The sequence below is a fragment of the Streptomyces fulvorobeus genome (assembly GCF_013167895.1).
GTDB lineage: Bacteria > Actinomycetota > Actinomycetes > Streptomycetales > Streptomycetaceae > Streptomyces > Streptomyces fulvorobeus.
Genome location: NZ_BLWC01000001.1, coordinates 4640392 through 4662434, shown reverse-complemented (window position 1 = coordinate 4662434; position 22043 = coordinate 4640392). Strand labels below are relative to the sequence as shown.

Genomic DNA, 22043 nt, shown 5'->3' with positions numbered 1-22043 from the left:
GCTATCGGACTCCGGCGGACGTGAGGGCATCGGACAGATCGGCGGGCGAGGCCAGATGGCCCAGTACCGCGGTGGCCGCGGCGACCTGCGGGGAGACCAGGTGCGTACGGCCGCCCTTGCCCTGCCGGCCCTCGAAGTTGCGGTTCGAGGTCGACGCCGAGCGCTCGCCGGGGGCCAGCTGGTCGGGGTTCATACCGAGGCACATCGAGCAGCCCGCGTGCCGCCATTCGGCTCCGGCGGCGGTGAAGACCTTGTCCAGGCCCTCCTCCACGGCCTGGAGGGCGACCCGCACGGAGCCCGGGACCACCAGCATCCGTACGCCGTCGGCGACTTTGCGGCCGTCCAGGATTGAGGCCGCGTTGCGCAGGTCCTCGATACGGCCGTTGGTGCACGAACCGACGAAGACGGTGTCGACCCTGATGTCCCGCAGCCGCTGCCCGGCGGTCAACCCCATGTACTCCAGGGCCTTTTCGGCGGCGTGCCGCTCCGAGGCGTCCTCGTACGAGGCGGGGTCGGGGACGTCGGCCGACAGGGGCGCGCCCTGGCCGGGGTTGGTGCCCCAGGTGACGAACGGCGCCAGTTCGGTGGCGTCGATGACGACCTCCGCGTCGAAGACGGCGTCGTCGTCGGTGCGCAGGGTCTTCCAGTACGCGACGGCCGCGTCCCACTCCTCGCCCACGGGCGCGTGGTCACGGCCCTGGAGGTAGTCGAACGTCGTTCGGTCCGGCGCGATCATCCCGGCGCGGGCGCCGGCCTCGATCGACATGTTGCAGATGGTCATCCGGGCCTCCATCGAGAGCTTCTCGATGGCCGGGCCGCGGTATTCGAGGATGTAACCCTGTCCGCCGCCGGTGCCGATCCGGGCGATGATCGCCAGGATCAGGTCCTTGGCCGTGACGGTGGCGGGCAGTTCGCCCTCGACGGTGATCGCCATGGTCTTCGGGCGGGCCAGCGGGAGGGTCTGGGTGGCCAGCACGTGTTCGACCTGGCTGGTGCCGATGCCGAAGGCCAGCGCGCCGAACGCACCGTGCGTGGAGGTGTGGGAGTCGCCGCAGACCACGGTGGTGCCGGGCTGGGTGAGACCGAGCTGGGGGCCGACCACGTGCACGACGCCCTGCTCCACGTCGCCCAGCGGGTGCAGCCGGACGCCGAAGTCCGCGCAGTTCTTGCGCAGGGTCTCCAGCTGCACGCGGGAGACCGGGTCGGCGATCGGCTTGTCGATGTCGAGGGTCGGGGTGTTGTGGTCCTCGGTGGCGATGGTGAGGTCGAGGCGCCGCACCGGGCGTCCGGCCTGCCGGAGGCCGTCGAACGCCTGCGGGCTGGTCACCTCGTGCAGCAGGTGCAGATCGATGAAGAGAAGGTCGGGCTCGCCCTCCGCGCGCCGGACGACGTGGTCGTCCCAGACCTTCTCCGCGAGTGTCCTACCCATCGCTTTCCCTCCGGCCGGCGTCTTCGCCGGCCCAACTAGAGATTCGGTGCGTCACCGTCCGGACCCCCGTGCGGGGCGGTGGCTACGGGCCGTTGTGTGGCCGCCCGTACAGGTTCGCAACTTCCGCCGGAAATTGAACTTGCGTTTCACAGAGTGAGACGCGAGTATCGTCGTATGGACAACTCTAGCGGCGTCGGCGTTCTCGACAAGGCGGCTCTGGTACTGAGCGCCCTGGAGTCCGGTCCGGCCACCCTCGCCGGGCTGGTCGCGGCGACCGGGCTCGCACGACCCACGGCTCACCGGCTGGCCGTGGCACTGGAACACCACCGCATGGTGGCGAGGGACATGCAGGGCCGCTTCATTCTCGGCCCCCGGCTCTCGGAACTCTCGGCCGCGGCCGGCGAGGACCGCCTGCTCGCGACGGCCGGGCCGGTGCTCACGCACCTGCGCGACATCACGGGAGAGAGCGCGCAGCTCTACCGCAGGCAGGGCGACATGCGGATCTGCGTGGCAGCGGCGGAACGGCTGTCCGGACTGCGGGACACCGTGCCGGTCGGCTCCACGCTCACCATGAAGGCCGGTTCGTCGGCCCAGATCCTGATGGCGTGGGAGGAGCCGGAGCGTCTGCACCGCGGCCTCCAGGGCGCCCGGTTCACGGCGACGGCACTCTCCGGCGTACGCCGCCGGGGCTGGGCCCAGTCGATCGGCGAGCGGGAACCGGGCGTCGCCTCGGTCTCGGCGCCGGTGCGGGGCCCCTCGAACCGGGTGGTCGCCGCCGTGTCGGTCTCCGGTCCCATCGAGCGGCTGACCCGCCACCCCGGCCGGATGCACGCCCAGGCCGTCATCGACTCGGCCGCCCGGCTGAGCGAGGCCCTGCGCCGTACGGGCTGACGCGGAGCACTCCCCCACGTCCCACGTGAAGGCCGCCCCAGCGCCGCGGCGGCCCGACCGGTCCTTTCGCCCCGCTCGCCGGTCGCCTCCGCGACCACCCCGGGCGCCATACGGAAAAAGCCCTCCACCGAAGTGAAGGGCCTTGTCCTTTCGGGCTGTTGTACCCCCGACCGGATTCGAACCGGCGCTACTGCCGTGAGAGGGCAGCGTGCTAGGCCGCTACACAACGGGGGCTTGTACTGCGGTCTTGCGCTGGGCTACCAGGACTCGAACCTAGAATGACGGTACCAGAAACCGTAGTGTTGCCAATTACACCATAGCCCATGGTGTTGCAAGTACCCCCGACCGGATTCGAACCGGCGCTACTGCCGTGAGAGGGCAGCGTGCTAGGCCGCTACACAACGGGGGCCCTAGCGATCCTCCATCCGGCGTCAGCCGGATATTGTCACCGCAGGAACATGGGTGCGACCCAGATGTTCCCGCGGGAAGGATCTGTACCCCCGACCGGATTCGAACCGGCGCTACTGCCGTGAGAGGGCAGCGTGCTAGGCCGCTACACAACGGGGGCTTGTACTGCGATTTTGCGCTGGGCTACCAGGACTCGAACCTAGAATGACGGTACCAGAAACCGTAGTGTTGCCAATTACACCATAGCCCACTGAAACGCAACCCCTGGGGGTTTCATTTCTGTCTGCGCTTCCCTGCCGGACCTTCCGTCCCGCTCGGGCGGCGCAGGAAGAACACTACCCGAAGGTGTCCGGCGCTCCAAAACGGGTATGGCCCGCCAGCAGCCCGGGCAGCTGATGGAGCCCGGTGATCCGCGTGAGATCGGGTCTGCCGCCGCGGTCCTGCCGGTCCAGCCAGATTCCCGTCAGACCGGCGGCCATGGCTCCACCCGCGTCGATGTCAGGCTCATTGCCCACGTACGCCACCTCGTGCGGAGCCAGCGCGAGCGCATCGCAGGCGGCGTGGAAGGCGGCGACCTCGGGCTTGGAGACGCCCAGCTCCGCGGCGCAGAGAACGGACTCGAACCGGTCCCGCACCCCGAGGACGGTCAGCTTGCGGTGCTGGTGCACCAGCGAGGAGTTCGACAGAACGGCGTGCCGGTACTCCGTCAGCGCGTCCAGCACGGGCACGGAGTCCGCGAAGAGCGACCAGGCGGTCTCGTAGTGGCGGACGTGCCGGCCGAACCACTCGTCGGCCTCGGCGTCACTGAGCGGACGGCCCAGGAAGTCCCTGGCCCGGTCCCGGCGCTGCCCCTCCCAGTCGGTGAGTCCCGCGGCGAAGCGCTCCCAGTGCCGCCGCGTGAGCCCTTCCCAGGCGTCCAGGGCATCCTGCGCGCAGCCGTAGCCATCGGGCAGCCCTTCGGCCTCCAGGTGCCTGCTGAGGCCGGTGGCAGCGGCCGTTCCGTAGTCGAAGAGGGTGTCGTCAACGTCCCAGAGGACGGCTCTGATCGCCATGCGCACCAGGGTAGGGCCTCTGTTACGCGCGCGGACCCGGCACTCGGGACGGACGGAGGGGGCGGCAGCCCTGCGGCTGCCGCCCCCTTCCCGTACCGGAGCGTTACGCGGCGAGTCTCGCCAGTGCCGCGTCCACGCGGGCGATGGTCTTCTCCCGGCCCAGGATCTCCAGGGACTCGAAGAGCGGCAGGCCGACCGTGCGGCCGGTGACGGCGACACGGACCGGGGCCTGGGCCTTGCCGAGCTTCAGGCCGTGCTCCTCGCCAGCCGCGAGGACGGCGGCCTTGAGCGCCTCCGCGTTCCACTCGGCGGCGAGCAGCCGGGCGCGGGCCGTGACGAGGAGCTCGTGGGAACCCTCCTTCATCGCCTTGGCCCAGGACGCCTCGTCGTGGACCGGCTCGTCGAGGAAGAGGAAGTCGACGTTGGCCGTGATCTCGGAGAGGACGGTCAGACGGGTCTGGGCGTAGGGCGCGATCGTCGCGAACTGCTCCGCGTCGAACGCCTCGGGGGCCCAGGGGGCGAACGGGGCCTTCAGCCAGGGGCCGCACGCCTCCGTGAACGCCCGGACGTCGAGCCTGCGCACGTGCTCGGCGTTGACGTGCTCGGCCTTCTTCAGGTCGAAGCGGGCCGGGTTGGCGTTGACGTCGGCGATGTCGAAGGCGGCGACCATCTCGTCGATGTCGAAGATGTCGCGGTCCTCGGCGATCGACCAGCCGAGCAGCGAGAGGTAGTTGAGCAGGCCCTCGGGAGGAACCCGCGCTCGCGGTAGAGGTTGAGCGATGCCTGCGGGTCGCGCTTGGAGAGCTTCTTGTTGCCCTCGCCCATGACGTAGGGGAGGTGGCCGAAGAGGGGGATCTCCTTGGCGATCCCGAGCTCGATGAGCGCCCTGTACAGGGCGATCTGCCGGGGGGTGGAGGAGAGCAGGTCCTCGCCGCGCAGGACGTGGGTGATCTCCATCAGGGCGTCGTCGACCGGGTTGACCAGTGTGTAGAGCGGGGCGCCGTTGGCACGGACGATGCCGTAGTCCGGCACGTTCTCCGGCTGGACGGTGATGTCGCCGCGGACCAGGTCGGTGAAGGTGATCGCCTCGTCGGGCATCCGGAAGCGGACGATCGAGGCACGCCCCTCACCCTCGTACGCGGCGGTCTGCTCCGCGCTCAGATCGCGGCAGTGACCGTCGTAACCGGAGGGCCTGCCGGCGGCGCGGGCGGCGTCGCGGCGGGCGTCGAGCTCCTCGGTGGTGCAGTAGCAGTGGTACGCGTGTCCGGCCGCGAGGAGCTTTCCGGCGACGTCCCGGTAGATGTCCATGCGCTGCGACTGGCGGTACGGGGCGTGGGGGCCGCCGACCTCGGGGCCCTCGTCCCAGTCGAAGCCCAGCCAGCGCATCGACTCCAGCAGCTGGCCGTAGGACTCCTCGGAGTCACGGGCCGCGTCGGTGTCCTCGATGCGGAAGACCAGGGTGCCCTTGTGGTGCCGGGCGAACGCCCAGTTGAACAGGGCGGTACGGACCAGGCCCACGTGCGGGTTGCCGGTCGGGGAGGGACAGAAACGTACGCGAGGGGGCCCCTGCTCGGACGGTGCCGGGGGCCGGGGGACGGTGCGTTAACCACGCTTGATCACCTTGTTGGTGAGAGTGCCGATGCCTTCGATGGTGACGGCGACCTCGTCGCCGACGTGGAGGGGGCCGACCCCCGCGGGGGTTCCGGTGAGGATCACGTCGCCCGGGAGCAGCGTCATGGCTTCCGTGATGTGGACGACCAGGTCCTCGATCGAGCGGACCATGTCGCTCGTACGGCCGAGCTGGCGCTGCTCGCCGTTGACCGTCGCCTGGATGGTGAGGTCGGCGGGGTCGAGCTCGGTCTCCACCCAGGGGCCGAGCGGGCAGGAGGTGTCGAAGCCCTTGGCCCGCGCCCACTGCTTCTCGCGCTGCTGGGCGTCACGGGCGGTCACGTCGTTGGCGCAGGTGTAGCCGAAGATGACGTCCTTGACGCGCCCAGGCGGGACTTCCCGGCACATGCGGCCGATGACCACGGCCAGTTCGGCCTCGTGGTGCAGTTCGTTCGAGAAGGAGGGGTACTCGATGGCGTCTCCCGAGCCGATCACCGAGGTGGTGGGCTTGAAGAAGGCGACCGGGACCTCCGGGACCTCGTTGCCCAGCTCGGCGGCGTGCTCCGCGTAGTTGCGGCCGATGGCCACGACCTTGTTGGGGAGCACGGGCGGGAGCAGCCGGACCTTGCTCAGCGGGACCTTGGTGCCGGAGAGCTCGAAGTCGGTGTACGGGATGCCCCTGATGATGTCGAGGACGAGGTCGCCGGATTCGACGGTGCCCTCACCCTCCACGGCGCCGAAGGCGACATTGCCGTCGATGGAGAACCTGGCGATGCGCACGGGAAGCTGTCGCCCCTCACTTGCTGGCTGGCTGAAGACTGACGCTCCAGGCTATCGCCTCGCCCGGTGAGGGGGCGGCAGCGCCGGTTCAGGCGCCGGTCGTGACCGGGGCCTCCATCAGGATGGTGCGGCGGGGGTTGGCCGTCCGGGCGGGCAGGTCGACCGAGTGCTCCGGCTGCTCCCGTGTCCGCAGTGCTTCGGCGTCCTCGAGGTGCGCCAGCGTGGTGCGCCGGGGGTTGGCAATGTTGCGGAACATCATCGTGGTCTTCATCTGCCGTCTGGGCCCTGTCGGTCGGGGCGCCACCTGAGGGGCGCCTACTGGTCGGATTCGCCATCCCTGTAAAGGGTCAGGCTAAACATCCAATTCCCGGCCGAGGACCCGGGAAGTCGGCGATCATCATGTGAGTTTGCTCACGAACTACCCGACAAATGGTGCATGACGGTCAGGGAATTGCCTGTCATGAAACGGACATTGCATAGCTGAACAAGTCATTCCGCCCCTGATCAACGCGACTGGGGCACCCCCTACCTGTAAGCGACTCATCCCTGATCGCCCGTTTTGACCCCGAACACGCTCCACATCTTGTTACTCGTTCATCACAACGTGTCACCCAGGTCACAGCCCGGTACAGGGGCCTTGTTGGAGATCCTGCACTGTGCTGGAATTCCACGCACCGCCGCGGGTTTCAGGCCGGCGCGCAGGGCGCGACGCAGCGCCGAGTGGCGGCGGGAGGGGGAAGAACGCCGGTCACTCACGACCACCATGGGGCGCGTCCAGCGCCCCACGACGCCGACACCGTCCCGACCCGCGCACGCGGAGAGGGACGCCTGGTCCAGAGGTTGCGACGCTAGTGCAGGGACGTTTCAAGAGGGATGGCATGGGGTCTCCCCAGGCCCGCCAGGGCCGAGGGAAAGCTCCGGCGGATCAGGAACGCGGCGGGAACGACCGCGGTTCCTCGCCCCAGCACGCCCAGAGCCCCGGGCAGTCCGCGGCCGGTGACAGCGCCGACCGCGCACAGCGCCCGGGCACGGCCAGCGGCTCCGAGCCGGCCGGCGGGTTCCAGTCGCGCGGCCCGGTCAACACGGGGTCGCGAATAGCCCTCCGCAACTGGCGCATCAGCACGCGTCTGGTGTCGCTCCTCGCACTTCCCGTGGTGGCGGCGACCACGCTGGGCGGACTCCGTATCAACGAGTCCATGAACGACATGCAGCAGCTGGAGCACATGCAGCTGCTGACCCAGATGACCAAGCAGGCGACCGCGCTCGCCCAGGCGCTCCAGGAGGAGCGCGACAAGTCCGCGGGCCCCCTGTCCAACGGCACCGAGCCCACCGACTTCAAGATCACGGAACCGCGCAAGAAGACCGACCGCTCCAAGGACGCCTTCTTCGACGCGACCAACGCGATCGGCAACCCCGACGACGACGAGGCCCTGGAGGGCATCCACGCGAGCGTCGCCCAGATCTCGACGCAGCTCGGCCAGATCCGGGACATCCGCGAGGACGCCTACGCCAAGGGCACCCCGAGTCTCAACACCATCGACCGGTACAGCCAGTTGATCACCTCGCTGCTGAGCCTCTCGCAGGACATGGCGCAGGCGACCAACAACCCGGAGATGATCAAGCGGACCCGGGCCCTGGCGGCCTTCTCCTCCTCCAAGGAGTACGCCTCGGTCCAGCGGGCGGTCATCGCGGCCGCGCTGCCCGGCGGGAACAGCCAGAAGACGAACCTCGACAAGAACGACCAGCAGTTCGGCCGCAACGCCCTCCGCAAGGAGGCGCAGACCCTCGCCTCGTTCAAGTCGACGTACGAGAACACCGGCAACAGCGCCGACGAGCTGACGGCCTCGCTGACCAGCGGCCACCCCGAGATCAACGCGGCCGACATGTACGCCAAGCAGGTGCTCGAGAGCCCGACGGGCATGGTGGGCAAGAAGGCCCGCTCGTACATGGACTGGTACGACCAGAGCTCCACCAAGATCTCGGCCATGAAGACCATCGAGGAGACCCTCCTCAGCGAGATGGAGGGCAAGGCGCGCGAGCTCCGCGAGGAGTCACAGCGCGAGGCCATCCTCAACGGTGCGGTCATCCTCCTCGTCCTCGGTGTCTCGCTGGTGGGCGCGTTCGTCGTGGCGCGGTCCATGATCCGTTCGCTGCGGCGGCTCCAGGACACCGCGACCCGGGTCGCCCAGGACCGGCTGCCCGAGCTCGTCAAGCAGCTCTCCGAGACGGACCCGCAGGACGTCGACACCTCCGTCGAGTCCGTCGGTGTGCACTCCAGGGACGAGATCGGCCAGGTGGCCGCGGCCTTCGACGACGTGCACCGCGAGGCCGTCCGGCTCGCCGCCGAACAGGCGCTGCTGCGAGGCAACGTCAACGCGATGTTCACCAACCTCTCGCGTCGTTCGCAGGGCCTCATCCAGCGCCAGCTCTCGCTCATCTCCGAGCTGGAGTCGCGCGAGGCCGACCCGGACCAGCTGTCCTCCCTCTTCAAGCTCGACCACCTCGCGACCCGTATGCGCCGCAACGGCGAGAACCTCCTCGTCCTCGCGGGCGAGGAGCCGGGCCGCCGGTGGACGCGCCCCGTGCCGCTGGTCGACGTGCTCCGTGCCGCCGCCTCCGAGGTGGAGCAGTACGAGCGCATCGAACTGGCCGCCGTGCCCGCCACCGAGGTCGCGGGCCGCGTGGTCAACGACCTCGTGCACCTGCTCGCGGAGCTGCTGGAGAACGCCACGTCGTTCTCGTCGCCGCAGACGAAGGTCAAGGTCACCGGGCACGCGCTGCCCGACGGCCGCGTGCTCGTGGAGATCCACGACACCGGTATCGGCCTCTCCCCCGAGGACCTCGCGGCGATCAACGAGCGGCTCGCCTCCCCGCCCACCGTGGACGTCTCGGTCTCCCGCCGCATGGGTCTGTTCGTGGTCGGCCGGCTGTCCCTGCGGCACGGCATCCGCATCCAGCTGCGCCCCTCGGACTCCGGCGGCACGACCGCACTGGTCATGCTCCCCGTCGACGTCGCCCACGGAGGCAAGCAGGCCCCCTCCAAGCAGGGCCCCGGTCAGCAGGGCGCTCCCGGCGGGCTTCTCTCCGGTGGTGCCCCGGGCAGCGCCCCGCGCCCCGGGCTCGGCGGCTCCCCGACAGGGCCTTCGGCGGTCGCCGGAGCCGGTGCGCAGCGCGGACAGGTCGGCGCGGGCTCAGGTCCGCGTGCCGCGCTGCCCTCGCGCGACGGCGGTCCCTCGCAGGACGGCGGACCGCGCCAGCCGCAGCCCGCCGCCGGCTCCCCCGGCAACGGCACGCAGAACAACGGCATGCAGGGCGCGGGCCGCCCCCAGCAGGCTCCGCCCGCGGGCGGCCTCACCGGCGCCTTCGGCGGTGGTGCCCGGACGGGCGCCCGCGGGGGCCAGGGCGACGCTCCCGGCCGTACGGAGCCGGGTCAGCCCAACCTGTTCGGTCACTCGGGGCAGAGCCGTCCGGGCCAGCAGCAGGGCGGCCCGTTCGGCCAGCAGAGCGGCCCGCCGGTCCGGCAGCAGGGCAGGCACGCGCAGAACGACCGGAGCGGGTTCCAGCAGCCCGGCGGCCCCGGCCGCCAGCTGCCGCCGTCCGGTGGGCCGCGCGCCGAGCTGCCCGGTGGTGCCCCCAGCCGCAGCGGCCGCAGAGCACGAGCTGGGGTGTCGAGGAGCAGGGCGTACCGCGCCAGTCCCCGCCGGACACCCCGCGCGGCCACGAGGAGCCCGACAGCACCGGCCAGTTCGCCAGGCCCGCCGTGCCGAACCAGCCGTTCGGCGCGTCGGACCAGCACCAGGGCCCCGGTGTCCCGGCGGAGTTCGCCCGCCCGGACTTCTCGGCGCCGCAGGCGCCCCAGGACCCGGCGGGCACCGCCCAGTTCGCCCGACCGGACTTCGGCACCCCGCCGCCGGTCCAGGGCACACCGGCGCCGCGCCAGCGCGGCCGGGAGGACGCCGGCTTCGGCGCTCCCCGTCCGGCGGCCCCGCCCACGGGTGAGCTGCAGCGCCGTCCGGCTCTGCCGCAGCCCGAGTCGCTTCCGCCGGCCGGTCCCGGGGACGGCCGTACCCCGCTGTACGACACCCTGGAGACCAACTGGTTCCACGGCCCGCAGCAGGGCGGCCAGCAGCCGTCCGCTCCCGAGGCCCAGGTACCGGCGGCTCACTCCGCCACGCCCGTTCCGCCCATGCCCCGGCGTGGTGACACCGACACCGGCGCCATGAGCACCTGGCGTCCCTCGCCCAACGACGAGCTCGTACGACAGGCCGAGCGGGTCAAGAAGCCCGCCGCGGGCGGCATCACCACGTCCGGACTTCCCCGCCGGGTTCCCCGTGCCAATTTGGTACCGGGCACCGCCCAGCAGCAGAATCACCAGTCCGGACCCCAGGTTTCGCGTGCGCCCGATGACGTACGCGGACGTCTGACCAATCTCCGCCGGGGCATCCAGCAGGGTCGGCAGGCCAACAACGGCCAGCCGACCGGCGGTTTCCATCTCGGCCCCACTCACCAGCAGGAGCGTTAGTTGAGCCCCATGAGTCAGGCCGCACAGAATCTGAACTGGCTGATCACCAACTTCGTGGACAACACCCCAGGGGTTTCCCACACCGTCGTGGTCTCCGCGGACGGCCTGCTGCTGGCGATGTCCGAAGGCTTCCCGCGCGACCGCGCCGACCAGCTGGCGGCCGTCGCCTCCGGGCTGACGTCGCTGACGGCGGGCGCCTCCCGGATCTTCGAGGGCGGCGCCGTGAGCCAGACGGTCGTGGAGATGGAGCGAGGCTTCCTTTTCCTGATGTCCGTCTCGGACGGCTCCTCGCTGGCCGTCCTCGCCCACCCGGACGCCGACATCGGTCTGGTCGGGTACGAGATGGCTCTCCTCGTCGACCGCGCGGGCACCGTCCTCACGCCCGACCTGCGCGCCGAGCTCCAGGGCAGTCTGCTCCACTAGGCGGCCATGCAGCGGATTCCCGTCACAATCCCCCCAGGTACCACCCGTAACCCTCACCCGTCCGGCCGCTTCAGACCCCCCACCGGCCCCTTCAGACGGCAAGCCGACACACTGCTGTCACGCCCGGAGGATTCATGACCCCGCCACCCGCCTCATCTGATCCGTACGGCGCCCTGCACCACGCGTCGTACGACGGTGAAGGCGACCAGCCGCTGGTCCGTCCCTATGCCATGACCGGCGGCCGGACCCGGCCGCGTTACCAGCTCGCGATAGAGGCCCTGGTCAGCACCACGGCCGACCCGGCACACCTGGGGACCCTGCTCCCCGAGCACCAGCGGATCTGCCACCTGTGCCGTGAGGTCAAGTCGGTGGCAGAGGTCTCGGCGCTGCTGTCCATGCCGCTCGGCGTGGCCCGCATCCTCGTGGCGGACCTGGCGGAAGCCGGCATGGTGGCCATCCACCAGCCGGGCAACGGAGAGGCCGGCGGCGCGCCGGATGTGACACTGCTCGAAAGGGTGCTCAGTGGACTTCGCAAGCTCTAGCGGCGGGACGGGCCGTGCCACCACCTCGGCGAAGATCGTGGTGGCGGGCGGTTTCGGCGTGGGTAAGACCACGTTTGTCGGTGCTGTCTCGGAGATCAATCCGCTGCGTACCGAAGCGGTGATGACGTCCGCGTCCGCGGGCATCGACGACCTCACCCACACCGGGGACAAGACCACCACCACGGTGGCCATGGACTTCGGCCGCATCACCCTCGACCAGGACCTGATCCTGTACCTCTTCGGCACCCCCGGACAGGACCGCTTCTGGTTCATGTGGGACGACCTCGTACGCGGCGCCATCGGCGCCGTCGTCCTCGTCGACACCCGCCGCCTCGCCGACTGCTTCCCCGCCGTCGACTACTTCGAGAACAGCGGACTCCCCTTCGTCATCGCCCTCAACGGCTTCGACGGACACCAGCCCTACACCCCCGACGAAGTACGCGAAGCACTCCAGATCGGCCCCGACACCCCGATCATCACGACGGACGCCCGCCACCGCGCGGACGCCAAGAGCGGCTTGATCACGTTGGTCGAGCACGCGCTCATGGCGCGTCTCAAGTAGGCGTAAGTCGTTTTTGTCGTACGGAAGTTGTTGTAGTCACTTGGGGGCGGACTGTGTCCTTTGACACGATCCGCCCCCGTGTTCATAACGTTTCGACAGAGAATTGCCGACGGACCGATACCCGACGCGTTCGGCTGGTACCGCTCTGCTCATGCGAGCCCCGTCTTTTAGCGGGGCTCGCTCTTTATGCCCGATTTATCTGCGGCGTGGACCACTCGGAATCACTCATTCCGACTGTTTGGAACGCGACCCGTCCCCGTGCTGGAATTCGATGAACTACCGAGTGGTACGGCCCTGAACGAAAACTTCGGCACAACGTTGGTGCCGACGCCGAGAGGTTGTTGGTCGAGTGACGCGAAGCAACGAGGGCTCCCCGGCGCAGCCGGAACGGGGCAACTTCACCCCGCCGCAGCGCGCCGGGGCGTCGTCCGCGGAACTGTCCGCGCCCGAACCGGCCGGTGGTTCCACCAGCCGGCTGGCCCCGCGCAACTGGCGAGTGCCCACGCGGCTGAACGCGATCCTCCTGATTCCCGCACTGGTCGGCCTGATCATGGGCGGCTTCCAGGTGAAGGGATCGGTCGACACCTGGAACGAGGCCCAGGACGCCGAGAGGACCGCGCTGATCGTGCGCGCGGCCTCGGAGTACGGGCAGGCGCTGCTCAACGAGCGTGACCTCACCGCTCAGCCGCTCCTGTCGAACAAGCGCACCGCCGAGGTCGTCGAGGGGCCCGGGCCACCACGGACGAGGCCCGGAAGAAGTTCGACAAGGCCGTTCAGGACAGGCCGTCGAAGCAGGGCCTGGACCGCCGCCTTGAGCTGTTCAAGGTCGAGGAGCCCCAGCTTCCCGAGCTGCGCAAGGCCGCGTACGCCGAGGGCATGGACCCGGTGAAGACCGAGGAGGGCTACACCAAGGTCCAGCACTCCCTGATGGAGTTCTCCAACGAGCTCCACCTCGGCGCCGGCAACATCACCAGTTACGGCCGTACGGTCTACGCGATCGAGCTGTCCAAGGCGGCGCTGTCGCTTCAGCGCTCCATCGGCACCCACCTGCTGGTCCGTCCCAGCCAGAAGCGCGTCACGTTCCAGGCTCAGGTCAAGGCGTTCAGCTCGTACAACTACCTGGAGCAGATCGCCCTCGCGGAGTTCGTCTCCGGTGGCACCGAGGCCGACGCGAACCGCCTCAGGACCGTGATGACCGGCAAGGCGGCCGAGGGCGCCAAGCAGCTGAAGGCCGCCGCCGAGCAGGCCGAGGCCGCCGGCAAGCCGTTCGTGCCGCCGCCCAGCGTCAACGGTTCGGTCTTCGACGGCATGGTCCAGCAGCTGAGCCAGGGGCAGTCACCGGCCCAGCTGAAGGCGAAGGGGATCACCCCCGAGACCTGGATGGCCGCCTCGACCGCCAAGTTCGACGGGTACTCCACGGTCGGTGACGAGCTCGTCGACAAGGCCGTGACCGAGGCCGCCGAGATCTCGTCCGACGCCAGGACCGACGCCATCGTCAACGCGGCGATCGTGATCATCGCGCTGCTCGCGGCCTTCATCGTCGCCGGGCTCATGGCCCGCCAGATGAGCCGCTCGATGCGCCAGCTGCGCACCGCCGCCTTCGGCATCGCCGAGCAGCGGCTGCCGATGCTGGTCGACCAGCTGTCGCGGACCGACCCGGGCCGGGTCGACACCCGGGTCCAGCCCATCCCGATCAACACCCGGGACGAGATCGGCGAGGTCGCCCGCGCCTTCGACCAGGTGCACCGCGAGGCCGTCCGGCTCGCCGCCGAGCAGGCCATGCTCCGGGGCAACGTCAACGCGATCTTCACCAACCTCTCGCGCCGCAACCAGTCGCTCATCGAGGGCCAGCTCACCCTCATCACCGACCTGGAGAACAACGAGGCCGACCCCGACCAGCTGGAGAACCTCTTCCGCCTGGACCACCTGGCCACCCGTATGCGCCGCAACGGCGAGAACCTCCTCGTCCTCGCGGGCGAGGAGCCCGGCCGCCGCTGGAACCAGCCGGTGCCGCTGGTCGACGTCCTGCGGGCCGCCTCCTCCGAGGTGGAGTCCTACGAGCGCATCGAGCTCACCGGCGTCCCCGAGAGCGAGATCCACGGGCAGGCCGTGACCGACCTCGTCCACCTGCTGGCCGAGCTGCTGGAGAACGCCACCACGTTCTCCTCCCCGCAGACCAAGGTCCGGGTCACCGCGACCCGGCTGCCCGACGGCCGCGTGATGGTCGAGATCCACGACAAGGGCATCGGCCTCACCGCCGAGGACTTCGCCGACATCAACCACAAGCTGGCCAACCCGCCGACCGTGGACGCCGCGGTGTCCCAGCGCATGGGCCTGTTCGTGGTCGGCCGGCTCGCGGACCGGCACGGCATCCGGGTCCAGCTGCGCCCCTCGGGCGAGCAGGCCGGTACCACCTCGCTGGTCATGCTCCCGGACGCGATCACCCACGGCGGTGGCGGCGAGATCCCCCAGCAGGACGACTTCACGGTCTCCTCGATCATTCCGGAACAGCAGCGTCCGGCGTTCGACGCGATGCCGCACCAGAGCACGATGCGTACGGCGGCGGAGCTCGGCTTCGACGACACGCGCTACGAGATACCGGACCCCGACGCACCGCAGCTGGACCCGGTCGGCCGCTCGCTCCAGCGCGAGGAGCGCCGCGCCGCCCTGGAGGCCCAGGCCGGCGGCGAGCGTCCGGCGCTCCACGGCGAGAGCCCTCAGCAGTACGGCCAGGAGCAGTACGCCCAGGAGCAGCACGGCGGCCTGGGCAGTTACGGCCAGGAGCAGTTCGGCCAGGGGCCGCAGCCCGTACAGCAGGGGTACGAGCAGTCCTCCTACGAGGCACCCTACGAGCCGTACGCCACTGAGGGCGGCTACCCCCAGCAGCCTCAGCAGGGCGGCTATCCGGAAGCGGCGTACGGCGCTCCGGAAGTCCAGCAGGCTCAGTACGGTGAGCAGTTCAGCACCCCGATGACCCCGTCCCACCAGGACGACTGGCCGGTGCAGGGCGGTTACCAGGGCGCCTATGAACAAGCCCCCCAGGCGGAAGCGGAATCTGCGCCGAGTGCACCTGCCGGGGCTCAGGAGCACGGGGGCCTCGACCGTTCCGGCCCCGTCCCCAACGCCGCGCAGGAGATGACCGAAGCCGGTCTGCCGCGCCGGGGCGGTGCACAGCACTGGCAGCCCGCCGGCCGCGGCAGCGATTCGCCGGCCCGGCAGGACACCCGGCAGCCGCCGTCCGCCCCGGTGACCGGCGAAGGTCCCGACGACTGGCGCTCCACGAACGACGAGCGCTGGGGCCGGGCGGAGAAGCTCCGTGAGCCGAAGGCCGGCGGGATCACCCCCTCCGGTCTCCCCCGTCGCGTGCCCAAGGCGAATCTGGTGGAGGGCACGGCGGAGCAGACGCAGCAGGGCGGCCCCCAGGTCTCCCGCGCACCGGAGGACGTCCGTGGCAGGCTGAGCAACCTGCGGCGCGGTGTCCAGCGGGGCCGTGATGCGGGGTCGGACGCAGGTAACACCTACAACCAGGAGCGTTAGTGTGAGCCCGATGAGCCAGGCGGCGCAGAATCTGAACTGGTTGATCACCAACTTCGTGGACAACACCCCCGGGGTGTCGCACACGGTGGTGGTCTCCGCTGACGGCCTGCTGCTGGCGATGTCCGAAGGCTTCCCGCGCGACCGCGGGGACCAGCTGGCGGCCGTCGCCTCCGGGCTGACGTCGCTCACGGCGGGTGCTTCCCGGATCTTCGAGGGCGGCGCCGTGAATCAGACCGTTGTGGAGATGGAGCGGGGATTCCTCTTCATCATGTCCATCTCGGACGGATCATCTCTTGCCGTCCTTTCGCATCCGGACGCCGATATCGGTCTGGTTGGGTATGAAATGGCGCTTTTGGTAGATCGCGCCGGCAGTGTTCTGACCCCGGATCTCCGTGCGGAGCTCCAGGGCAGTCTTCTTAACTAGTAGACAGACAGTGCGTTTCTCGCCACCGCGCCATAAGGTGCGGTGGCGCGGCCCCACTGGGATCGGCGACCGGCATTCGGAGGAGGAAACGTGGCAGCACCCACAGACGGACACCCATATGAGGGTGGCCAGCGGGTTCCGGGTGAGCACGACGGCAACCGCTTCGACTTCCCCTCCGCTCCCGGCAGAGAGGGCGCACAGCAGCCGTACCAGTCACAACAGCACTATCAGCCACAACAGCACTATCAGCAGCCGCAGAGTGCGCAGGGGTCCGCCTGGCCCCAGCAGGACTCGGACTGGCCGCAGCAGGACTCGGACTGGCGTCGGCAGGGCTCGGACCGGCCGCAGCAGGACTCGTGGCCGCAGCAGCCCCAGCAGCCGTACGAGCAGCCCCGCGCACCCCGTATCCAGCCCGCGCAGCCGCAGCGGGCCGCGGCGCCCGCTCCCCCGGCGCACAACCCGCTGGTCCGTCCGTACGCCATGACAGGCGGCCGGACCCGGCCGCGTTACCAGCTCGCCATCGAAGCACTGGTGAGCACCACGGCCGATCCGTCGCGCCTGCAGGGGCAGTTGCCCGAGCATCAGCGGATCTGCCGGCTCTGCGTGGAGATCAAGTCGGTGGCCGAGATCTCGGCCCTCCTCTCGATCCCGCTCGGCGTAGCCCGGATTCTCGTGGCCGACCTGGCCGAGGCCGGACTCGTCGCCATCCATCAGCCCGCCGGCGACGAGGCCGCCGGTGGCCAACCAGACGTGACACTGCTCGAAAGGGTGCTCAGTGGACTTCGCAAGCTCTAGCGGCGGAGCGGCCCGCTCCACTACCTCGGCGAAGATCGTGGTGGCAGGGGGCTTCGGCGTGGGTAAGACCACGTTTGTCGGTGCTGTCTCGGAGATCAATCCGCTGCGCACCGAAGCCGTGATGACGTCCGCGTCCGCGGGCATCGACGACCTCACCCACACCGGGGACAAGACCACCACCACGGTGGCCATGGACTTCGGCCGCATCACCCTCGACCAGGACCTGATCCTGTACCTCTTCGGCACCCCCGGACAGGACCGCTTCTGGTTCATGTGGGACGACCTCGTACGCGGCGCCATCGGCGCCGTCGTCCTCGTCGACACCCGCCGCCTCGCCGACTGCTTCCCCGCCGTCGACTACTTCGAGAACAGCGGACTCCCCTTCGTCATCGCCCTCAACGGCTTCGACGGACACCAGCCCTACACCCCCGACGAAGTACGCGAAGCACTCCAGATCGGCCCCGACACCCCGATCCTGACCACGGACGCCCGCCACCGCGCGGACGCCAAGAGCGCGCTCATCACGCTGGTCGAGCACGCGCTCATGGCGCGCCTGCGCTGACGGTCCCGGTACGGCGGAAGGCCCCGCACTCCTGTCGGAGTGCGGGGCCTTCCGCGCGCCGTGGGGACGGGGGCGGTGCTCAGCCCTGCCAGCTGTGCGGGGCACGGAAGCCGGGGGTGCGCTCCAGGCGGCGCCATCCGGCGGTCTCACGGCCCCTGTGGGCGGGTGCCGCGGGCCGGGAGGCCGCGCGGGCGAGCAGGACGGCGGTGATGGCCGCCAGCTCCTCGGGGTCGGCGAGACCCTTCTCGACGCGCAGCACGGACTCGGCGGGCATGGTGCTCATGGGTGTCTCCGTCTTCTGGGCAGCTGGGCGCGGGCTTTCGCGGGGTGACCCGCGTCGGCCGCGCTACTGCGGCGGGTTGCCGTGCTTGCGGGACGGCAGGTCGGCGTGCTTGTTGCGGAGCATCGCGAGCGAGGCGATCAGGATCTCGCGGGTCTCGGCGGGGTCGATGACGTCGTCGACCAGGCCGCGCTCGGCGGCGTAGTACGGGTGCATGAGCTCGGCCTTGTACTCCTTGACCATGCGGGCCCGCATGGCCTCGGAGTCCTCGGCCTCCGCGATCTGGCGGCGGAAGATGACGTTGGCCGCGCCTTCGGCTCCCATCACCGCGATCTCGTTGGTGGGCCAGGCGTAGGTGAGGTCGGCTCCGATGGACTGGGAGTCCATGACGATGTACGCGCCTCCGTAAGCCTTGCGCAGGATCAGGCTGATCCTCGGCACGGTGGCGTTGCAGTACGCGTAGAGCAGCTTGGCGCCGTGCCGGATGATCCCACCGTGCTCCTGATCGACGCCCGGCAGGAAGCCGGGTACGTCCAGCAGAGTGACGATCGGGATGTTGAACGCGTCACACATCTGGACGAAACGAGCGGCCTTCTCGGACGCCTCGATGTCCAGGACGCCCGCCATGGCCAGCGGCTGGTTGGCGACGATGCCGACGACCTGGCCGTCCAGGCGGGCCAGCGCGCAGATGATGTTGCGGGCCCAGCGCTCGTGGATCTCCAGGTAGTCCCCGTCGTCGACGAGCTCCTCGATCACCTTGTGCATGTCGTAGGGGCGGTTGCCGTCGGCCGGCACCAGGTCGAGCAGGGTGTCACCGCGCCGGTCGGCGGGGTCGTCGCTCGCCACGGTGGGCGGGTTCTCGCGGTTGTTCGAGGGCAGCATGCCGATCAGGTAGCGGACCTCGGCGATGCACGTCTCCTCGTCGTCGTACGCGAAGTGCGCGACGCCCGAGGTCCCGGCGTGCACGTCCGCGCCGCCGAGTCCGTTCTGGGTGATCTCCTCGCCGGTGACCGCCTTGACGACGTCGGGGCCCGTGATGAACATCTGCGAGGTCTCACGGACCATGAAGACGAAGTCGGTGAGGGCGGGGCTGTAGGCCGCGCCGCCCGCGCACGGGCCGAGCATCACGCTGATCTGCGGGATGACACCGGAGGCGCGGGTGTTGCGCTGGAAGATCCCGCCGTATCCGGCGAGCGCGGAGACGCCCTCCTGGATGCGGGCGCCCGCGCCGTCGTTCAGGGACACCAGCGGCGCGCCCGCCGAGATGGCCATGTCCATGATCTTGTGGATCTTGGTGGCGTGGGCCTCGCCCAGCGCTCCGCCGAAGATCCGGAAGTCGTGGGCGTAGACGAAGACCGTGCGGCCGTCGACGGTGCCCCAGCCGGTGATGACGCCGTCGGTGTACGGCTTCTTCGCCTCCAGGCCGAACCCGGTCGCCCGGTGCCTGCGCAGCTGCTCGACCTCCTTGAACGAGCCTTCGTCGAGGAGCAGCGCGATGCGCTCGCGGGCGGTCAGCTTGCCCTTGGCGTGCTGGGCCTCGGTCGCGCGGTCACTCGGTCCCCGCATGGCCTGCTCACGCAGGGCCAGCAGTTCGGCCACCCGGCCACGCGTATCGCTCGGCTCGCTCGGGGTCTCGTCCACAACGGTCATGTACTGACCCTACGAAGCCGACCGCACAAATCGTGCCGTCGACTCCGTACAGTCTCCTGCCCGGTTTCCTGGTGGGCCCCGACAGAACCCCACGGCGGAGCAGCCGATCCACCAGCTCACAGCCCTGCCTCTTTGTCGGAGGCCGACAAAGAGGCAGGTGTGTCTCCCGGCACAGCCGTCAACGGACCTCGCACCGGAGGGTGGCGCCGGCGACTCCGGGGCTGACCCGCAGGACCAGTCTCCCGCCCGTGGCCCGGACCTCGATACCGGGGGCGGAGGTGACCACTTCCCGTACCGGCCGGTTCCACACGAGGTCCACGGGGGTGCCGGTCCGGTCGGGCCCGCTCACGCAGAGCGTGGTGGAGCGCCGGCCCCTCCTGACGAGCACGCTCGCCGGGGCGGAGGCGGTGAGCGGACCCGCCGTACCCGCCTTCCAGAAGTTGGCGGCCGTCACGCCCAGCGAACCGATCGCCACCGCCTGGACGGTGGCGGTGTTGGCGAGCACTTCCAGCCAGTCGCCGTCCGCCGCGCGGGCCGCGACCGTGCGGCGGGAGGCGCCCGGCATGAGCAGGTAGGTGTACCGGGCGTCCACCGGATCGGTGCCGTGGTCGAGCCAGAGGGTCTGGTAGCGGCGGGTGCGGCGCTCGGTGGTGCTGGAGGTGTTGATGTCGCTCCAGGACCCCGTGCGGTCCTCGCGCAGGGTGCGCAGCTCCGCCCCGCCGGGGAAGACCCAGCCGCCGTGCCCTTCCAGATGGGCCCAGCGCGGGGCGGTACGGTCCTCGGCGGTGAACGCGTTCGTGCCCGCCTCGCCGAGCATGCGGTTGTCGACGACCGTCTCCGCGGGTACTCCGTCGCCGCTCGTGATCCCGGCGCCGAGGCACACGACGGCGTCGGCCGCACAGAACCACGACTTACGGGCTTCGATGGTGGAGCCGAGCCCTCTGAGGTGCTGCCCCACCGCGGCGAACTCGCCGTCCGTGGCGCCTCCGACCCACGTCACCGCGGGTTTGGGCGCTCCCCACTCGCCGCCCGCCCGGTCGGCGAGCCGCCTGGTGGAGACGGTCGTTCCCGGCAGCCGGCAGAGGTCGACGGTCGGCCAGAACCAGTCGGTGTACTGGTCGCCTCCGGTCTCGCCCGGCCACCAGTAGAGCATTCCGGCCCCGGTGTGCCAGCCGCGCGGATTCTCGCCGTTGCCGCACTCGTAGTACGCGATCCGCTCCGACGCCATCGAGAGGCAGGCGGCCCAGCCGGGTCTGCGGTGCACCGCGCGGTCCATGGCGGCGAACAGCTTGTGGGCGACGGGTTCGGGGGCCGCGGGCACGGCCGACGCGGCGAAGGTGTGCAGCCGGGCCAGGTCGGCGACGTCGAACTGGGGCGCGGTGAGCAGCGGAGTCGTACGGTCCCGCTCGATCCAGCCCTTGACCGTCGCGGTCCAGCGCTGCCGCTCGGCCGCCGAGGCGCCGCCCGCGAGGAGGGGGATGGCCGCGATCAGGCCCTGGCCGTGGAAGTGGTCGCTGCGCATGACCCCGCGGTCGTCGCTTTTGAGGTGACCGCGGCTGATGGCGCGTCCGTTGACGCTGTCCATCATCAGGCCGTTGTAGATCAGCGGCACGTAGGCGTTCTCCACGGAGTCCAGGATGATCTGCCGGCCCGGGTCGGTGACGGCCCAGTCCGATCCGGCGAGGAGGGTGAACAGGCGGCCCAGCCCGTCGAGCATGACCTGGCCGTACGTACCCGAGTAGGCGACCCAGGTGTGCTGGACGAACGAGCCGTCCGCGTAGAGGCCGTCGCCCTTCGTCACGTACGGGAAGACGGGTGAGAGGGCGTCCCTGGCCAGCGCGATCCTGGCCGGGCTGCGGCCGATGACGCCGCGCAGGGCGACGGAGCGGCAGAGGTCGACCCGGTTGGCGCCGGTGCTCGTGCCGGTGTAGCTGGTGAGCAGGGAGTCGGGGACGAAGTGGTCGACGGCGGCGCAGGCGGCCTGGCGCCGGTCCTCGGTGAGTTCACCGTGGAGGGCGGCGTGGATGTCCATGAGGAGGCGCGGGCTGCCGATCTGCCACTCCCACCAGTTGCCGTAGCGGGCCGTCGAGGGGTTGTAGACGGTGGTGGAGAGATGGTCGAGCCCCCGCACCACGTCGGTGAGCAGGGTGTCGTCGGCGGTGAGACCGGTGCCCGGCTGGAGGTACGCCTGGGTCATGGTCCACAGGCGGCTGTAGCTCCGGGTGATGCCGGACGGCGGGTCGAAGGTGTGGCCGGGCCAGAGGGTGGTGGCGGTGGGCGCCATGGTCGCCCGGAAGCCCGCGGCGAGCCGGCCGGTCTCCTGGAGCCGGGAGGCGAAGGGTTCGGCGGCCGGGTCGAAGCCGGTGCCGAGCGAGAGACCGACCCAGCGGGCCCTGAGCGTCTCGTAGGCGTCGGTGCCCGACGCGGCGCGGGCGGGGCCGGCGCGGGTGGCGCCGAGCGCGGTGGCCGAGGTGGTGGCGAGGAAGGCGCGGCGGGACCAGGCGGCGGGCAGGAGCGGCACGGGGAGTCCTCACGGAGCAAGTGGCTTAGCCCTGTCGCCCGTTGGTCTAGCACGCCG

General features: G+C 70.3%; 14 protein-coding genes, 5 tRNA genes and 3 pseudogenes. 9 read left to right on the top strand and 13 right to left on the bottom strand.

Features of this window, described 5'->3' with window-relative positions:
- Position 1: 1 nt before the first annotated feature.
- The gene (gene leuC, locus Sfulv_RS21015; RefSeq protein WP_173316118.1) at positions 2-1429 is read right to left on the bottom strand and encodes a 3-isopropylmalate dehydratase large subunit; all 1428 of its coding nucleotides are present in this window, start codon (positions 1427-1429) and stop codon (positions 2-4) included.
- Positions 1430-1603: 174 nt separating this feature from the next.
- On the opposite strand from leuC, the gene ndgR reads away from it, so the two are divergent.
- Positions 1604-2320 (top strand): IclR family transcriptional regulator NdgR, encoded by a 717-nt coding sequence (gene ndgR, locus Sfulv_RS21010; protein WP_173316117.1) that lies wholly within the window; start codon positions 1604-1606, stop codon positions 2318-2320.
- 161 nt (positions 2321-2481) lie between these two features.
- Here the strand turns inward: ndgR and Sfulv_RS21005 are convergent.
- From Sfulv_RS21005 to Sfulv_RS20965, 9 genes and pseudogenes are all read right to left on the bottom strand, one after another.
- Positions 2482-2554: transfer RNA gene (locus Sfulv_RS21005), tRNA-Glu, on the bottom strand.
- Positions 2555-2572: 18 nt separating this feature from the next.
- Positions 2573-2644 (bottom strand) — tRNA-Gln (locus Sfulv_RS21000).
- A 12-nt stretch (positions 2645-2656) separates the two neighbouring features.
- A tRNA-Glu gene (locus Sfulv_RS20995) sits at positions 2657-2729 on the bottom strand.
- Between the two features lie 86 nt (positions 2730-2815).
- Positions 2816-2888 (bottom strand) — tRNA-Glu (locus Sfulv_RS20990).
- A gap of 18 nt (positions 2889-2906) precedes the next feature.
- Positions 2907-2978 (bottom strand) — tRNA-Gln (locus tag Sfulv_RS20985).
- Between the two features lie 85 nt (positions 2979-3063).
- Positions 3064-3780, bottom strand: a complete 717-nt coding sequence (locus tag Sfulv_RS20980; protein ID WP_173316116.1) for an HAD family hydrolase — start codon at positions 3778-3780, stop codon at positions 3064-3066.
- 103 nt (positions 3781-3883) lie between these two features.
- Positions 3884-5298: pseudogene (gltX, locus tag Sfulv_RS20975) on the bottom strand (glutamate--tRNA ligase).
- Between the two features lie 84 nt (positions 5299-5382).
- Positions 5383-6168 (bottom strand): fumarylacetoacetate hydrolase family protein, encoded by a 786-nt coding sequence (locus Sfulv_RS20970; protein ID WP_173316115.1) that lies wholly within the window; start codon positions 6166-6168, stop codon positions 5383-5385.
- 88 nt (positions 6169-6256) lie between these two features.
- Entirely contained in the window at positions 6257-6439 is a 183-nt protein-coding gene (locus Sfulv_RS20965; RefSeq protein WP_173316114.1) for a hypothetical protein, read from the bottom strand.
- Between the two features lie 580 nt (positions 6440-7019).
- On the opposite strand from Sfulv_RS20965, the pseudogene Sfulv_RS20960 reads away from it, so the two are divergent.
- The 8 genes and pseudogenes from Sfulv_RS20960 (at position 7020) to Sfulv_RS20925 (ending at position 17535) form a co-directional block, all read left to right on the top strand.
- Positions 7020-10690: pseudogene (locus Sfulv_RS20960) on the top strand (sensor histidine kinase).
- Between the two features lie 9 nt (positions 10691-10699).
- Positions 10700-11113 carry a roadblock/LC7 domain-containing protein gene (locus Sfulv_RS20955; RefSeq protein ID WP_024495006.1) on the top strand — a complete coding sequence of 138 codons (414 nt, stop codon included), beginning with the start codon at positions 10700-10702 and terminating at the stop codon, positions 11111-11113.
- 134 nt (positions 11114-11247) lie between these two features.
- Positions 11248-11655, top strand: coding sequence for a DUF742 domain-containing protein (locus Sfulv_RS20950; protein WP_020679255.1), 408 nt, complete (start codon positions 11248-11250; stop codon positions 11653-11655).
- Positions 11636-12217 carry a GTP-binding protein gene (locus tag Sfulv_RS20945; protein WP_173316113.1) on the top strand — a complete coding sequence of 194 codons (582 nt, stop codon included), beginning with the start codon at positions 11636-11638 and terminating at the stop codon, positions 12215-12217. Before Sfulv_RS20950 ends, Sfulv_RS20945 begins: the two co-directional genes overlap by 20 nt.
- A gap of 349 nt (positions 12218-12566) precedes the next feature.
- Positions 12567-15754 (top strand): annotated as a pseudogene (locus Sfulv_RS20940) (nitrate- and nitrite sensing domain-containing protein).
- Positions 15755-15764: 10 nt separating this feature from the next.
- Complete coding sequence (locus Sfulv_RS20935; RefSeq protein WP_173316112.1) at positions 15765-16178, top strand: roadblock/LC7 domain-containing protein; 414 nt, start codon at positions 15765-15767, stop codon at positions 16176-16178.
- Positions 16179-16268: 90 nt separating this feature from the next.
- Positions 16269-16973, top strand: a complete 705-nt coding sequence (locus Sfulv_RS20930; protein WP_173316111.1) for a DUF742 domain-containing protein — start codon at positions 16269-16271, stop codon at positions 16971-16973.
- Positions 16954-17535, top strand: coding sequence for a GTP-binding protein (locus Sfulv_RS20925; protein WP_014048542.1), 582 nt, complete (start codon positions 16954-16956; stop codon positions 17533-17535). Before Sfulv_RS20930 ends, Sfulv_RS20925 begins: the two co-directional genes overlap by 20 nt.
- A gap of 79 nt (positions 17536-17614) precedes the next feature.
- Here the strand turns inward: Sfulv_RS20925 and Sfulv_RS20920 are convergent, their stop codons facing one another.
- The 3 genes from Sfulv_RS20920 to Sfulv_RS20910 all read right to left on the bottom strand — a co-directional run bounded on the left by Sfulv_RS20920 (position 17615) and on the right by Sfulv_RS20910 (position 21986).
- The gene (locus tag Sfulv_RS20920; protein WP_173316110.1) at positions 17615-17818 is read right to left on the bottom strand and encodes an acyl-CoA carboxylase subunit epsilon; all 204 of its coding nucleotides are present in this window, start codon (positions 17816-17818) and stop codon (positions 17615-17617) included.
- Positions 17819-17881: 63 nt separating this feature from the next.
- Complete coding sequence (locus Sfulv_RS20915) at positions 17882-19465, bottom strand: acyl-CoA carboxylase subunit beta (RefSeq protein WP_173316109.1); 1584 nt, start codon at positions 19463-19465, stop codon at positions 17882-17884.
- A gap of 178 nt (positions 19466-19643) precedes the next feature.
- Positions 19644-21986 carry a polysaccharide lyase 8 family protein gene (locus Sfulv_RS20910; RefSeq protein WP_371874691.1) on the bottom strand — a complete coding sequence of 781 codons (2343 nt, stop codon included), beginning with the start codon at positions 21984-21986 and terminating at the stop codon, positions 19644-19646.
- Between the last annotated feature and the right edge of the window lie 57 nt (positions 21987-22043).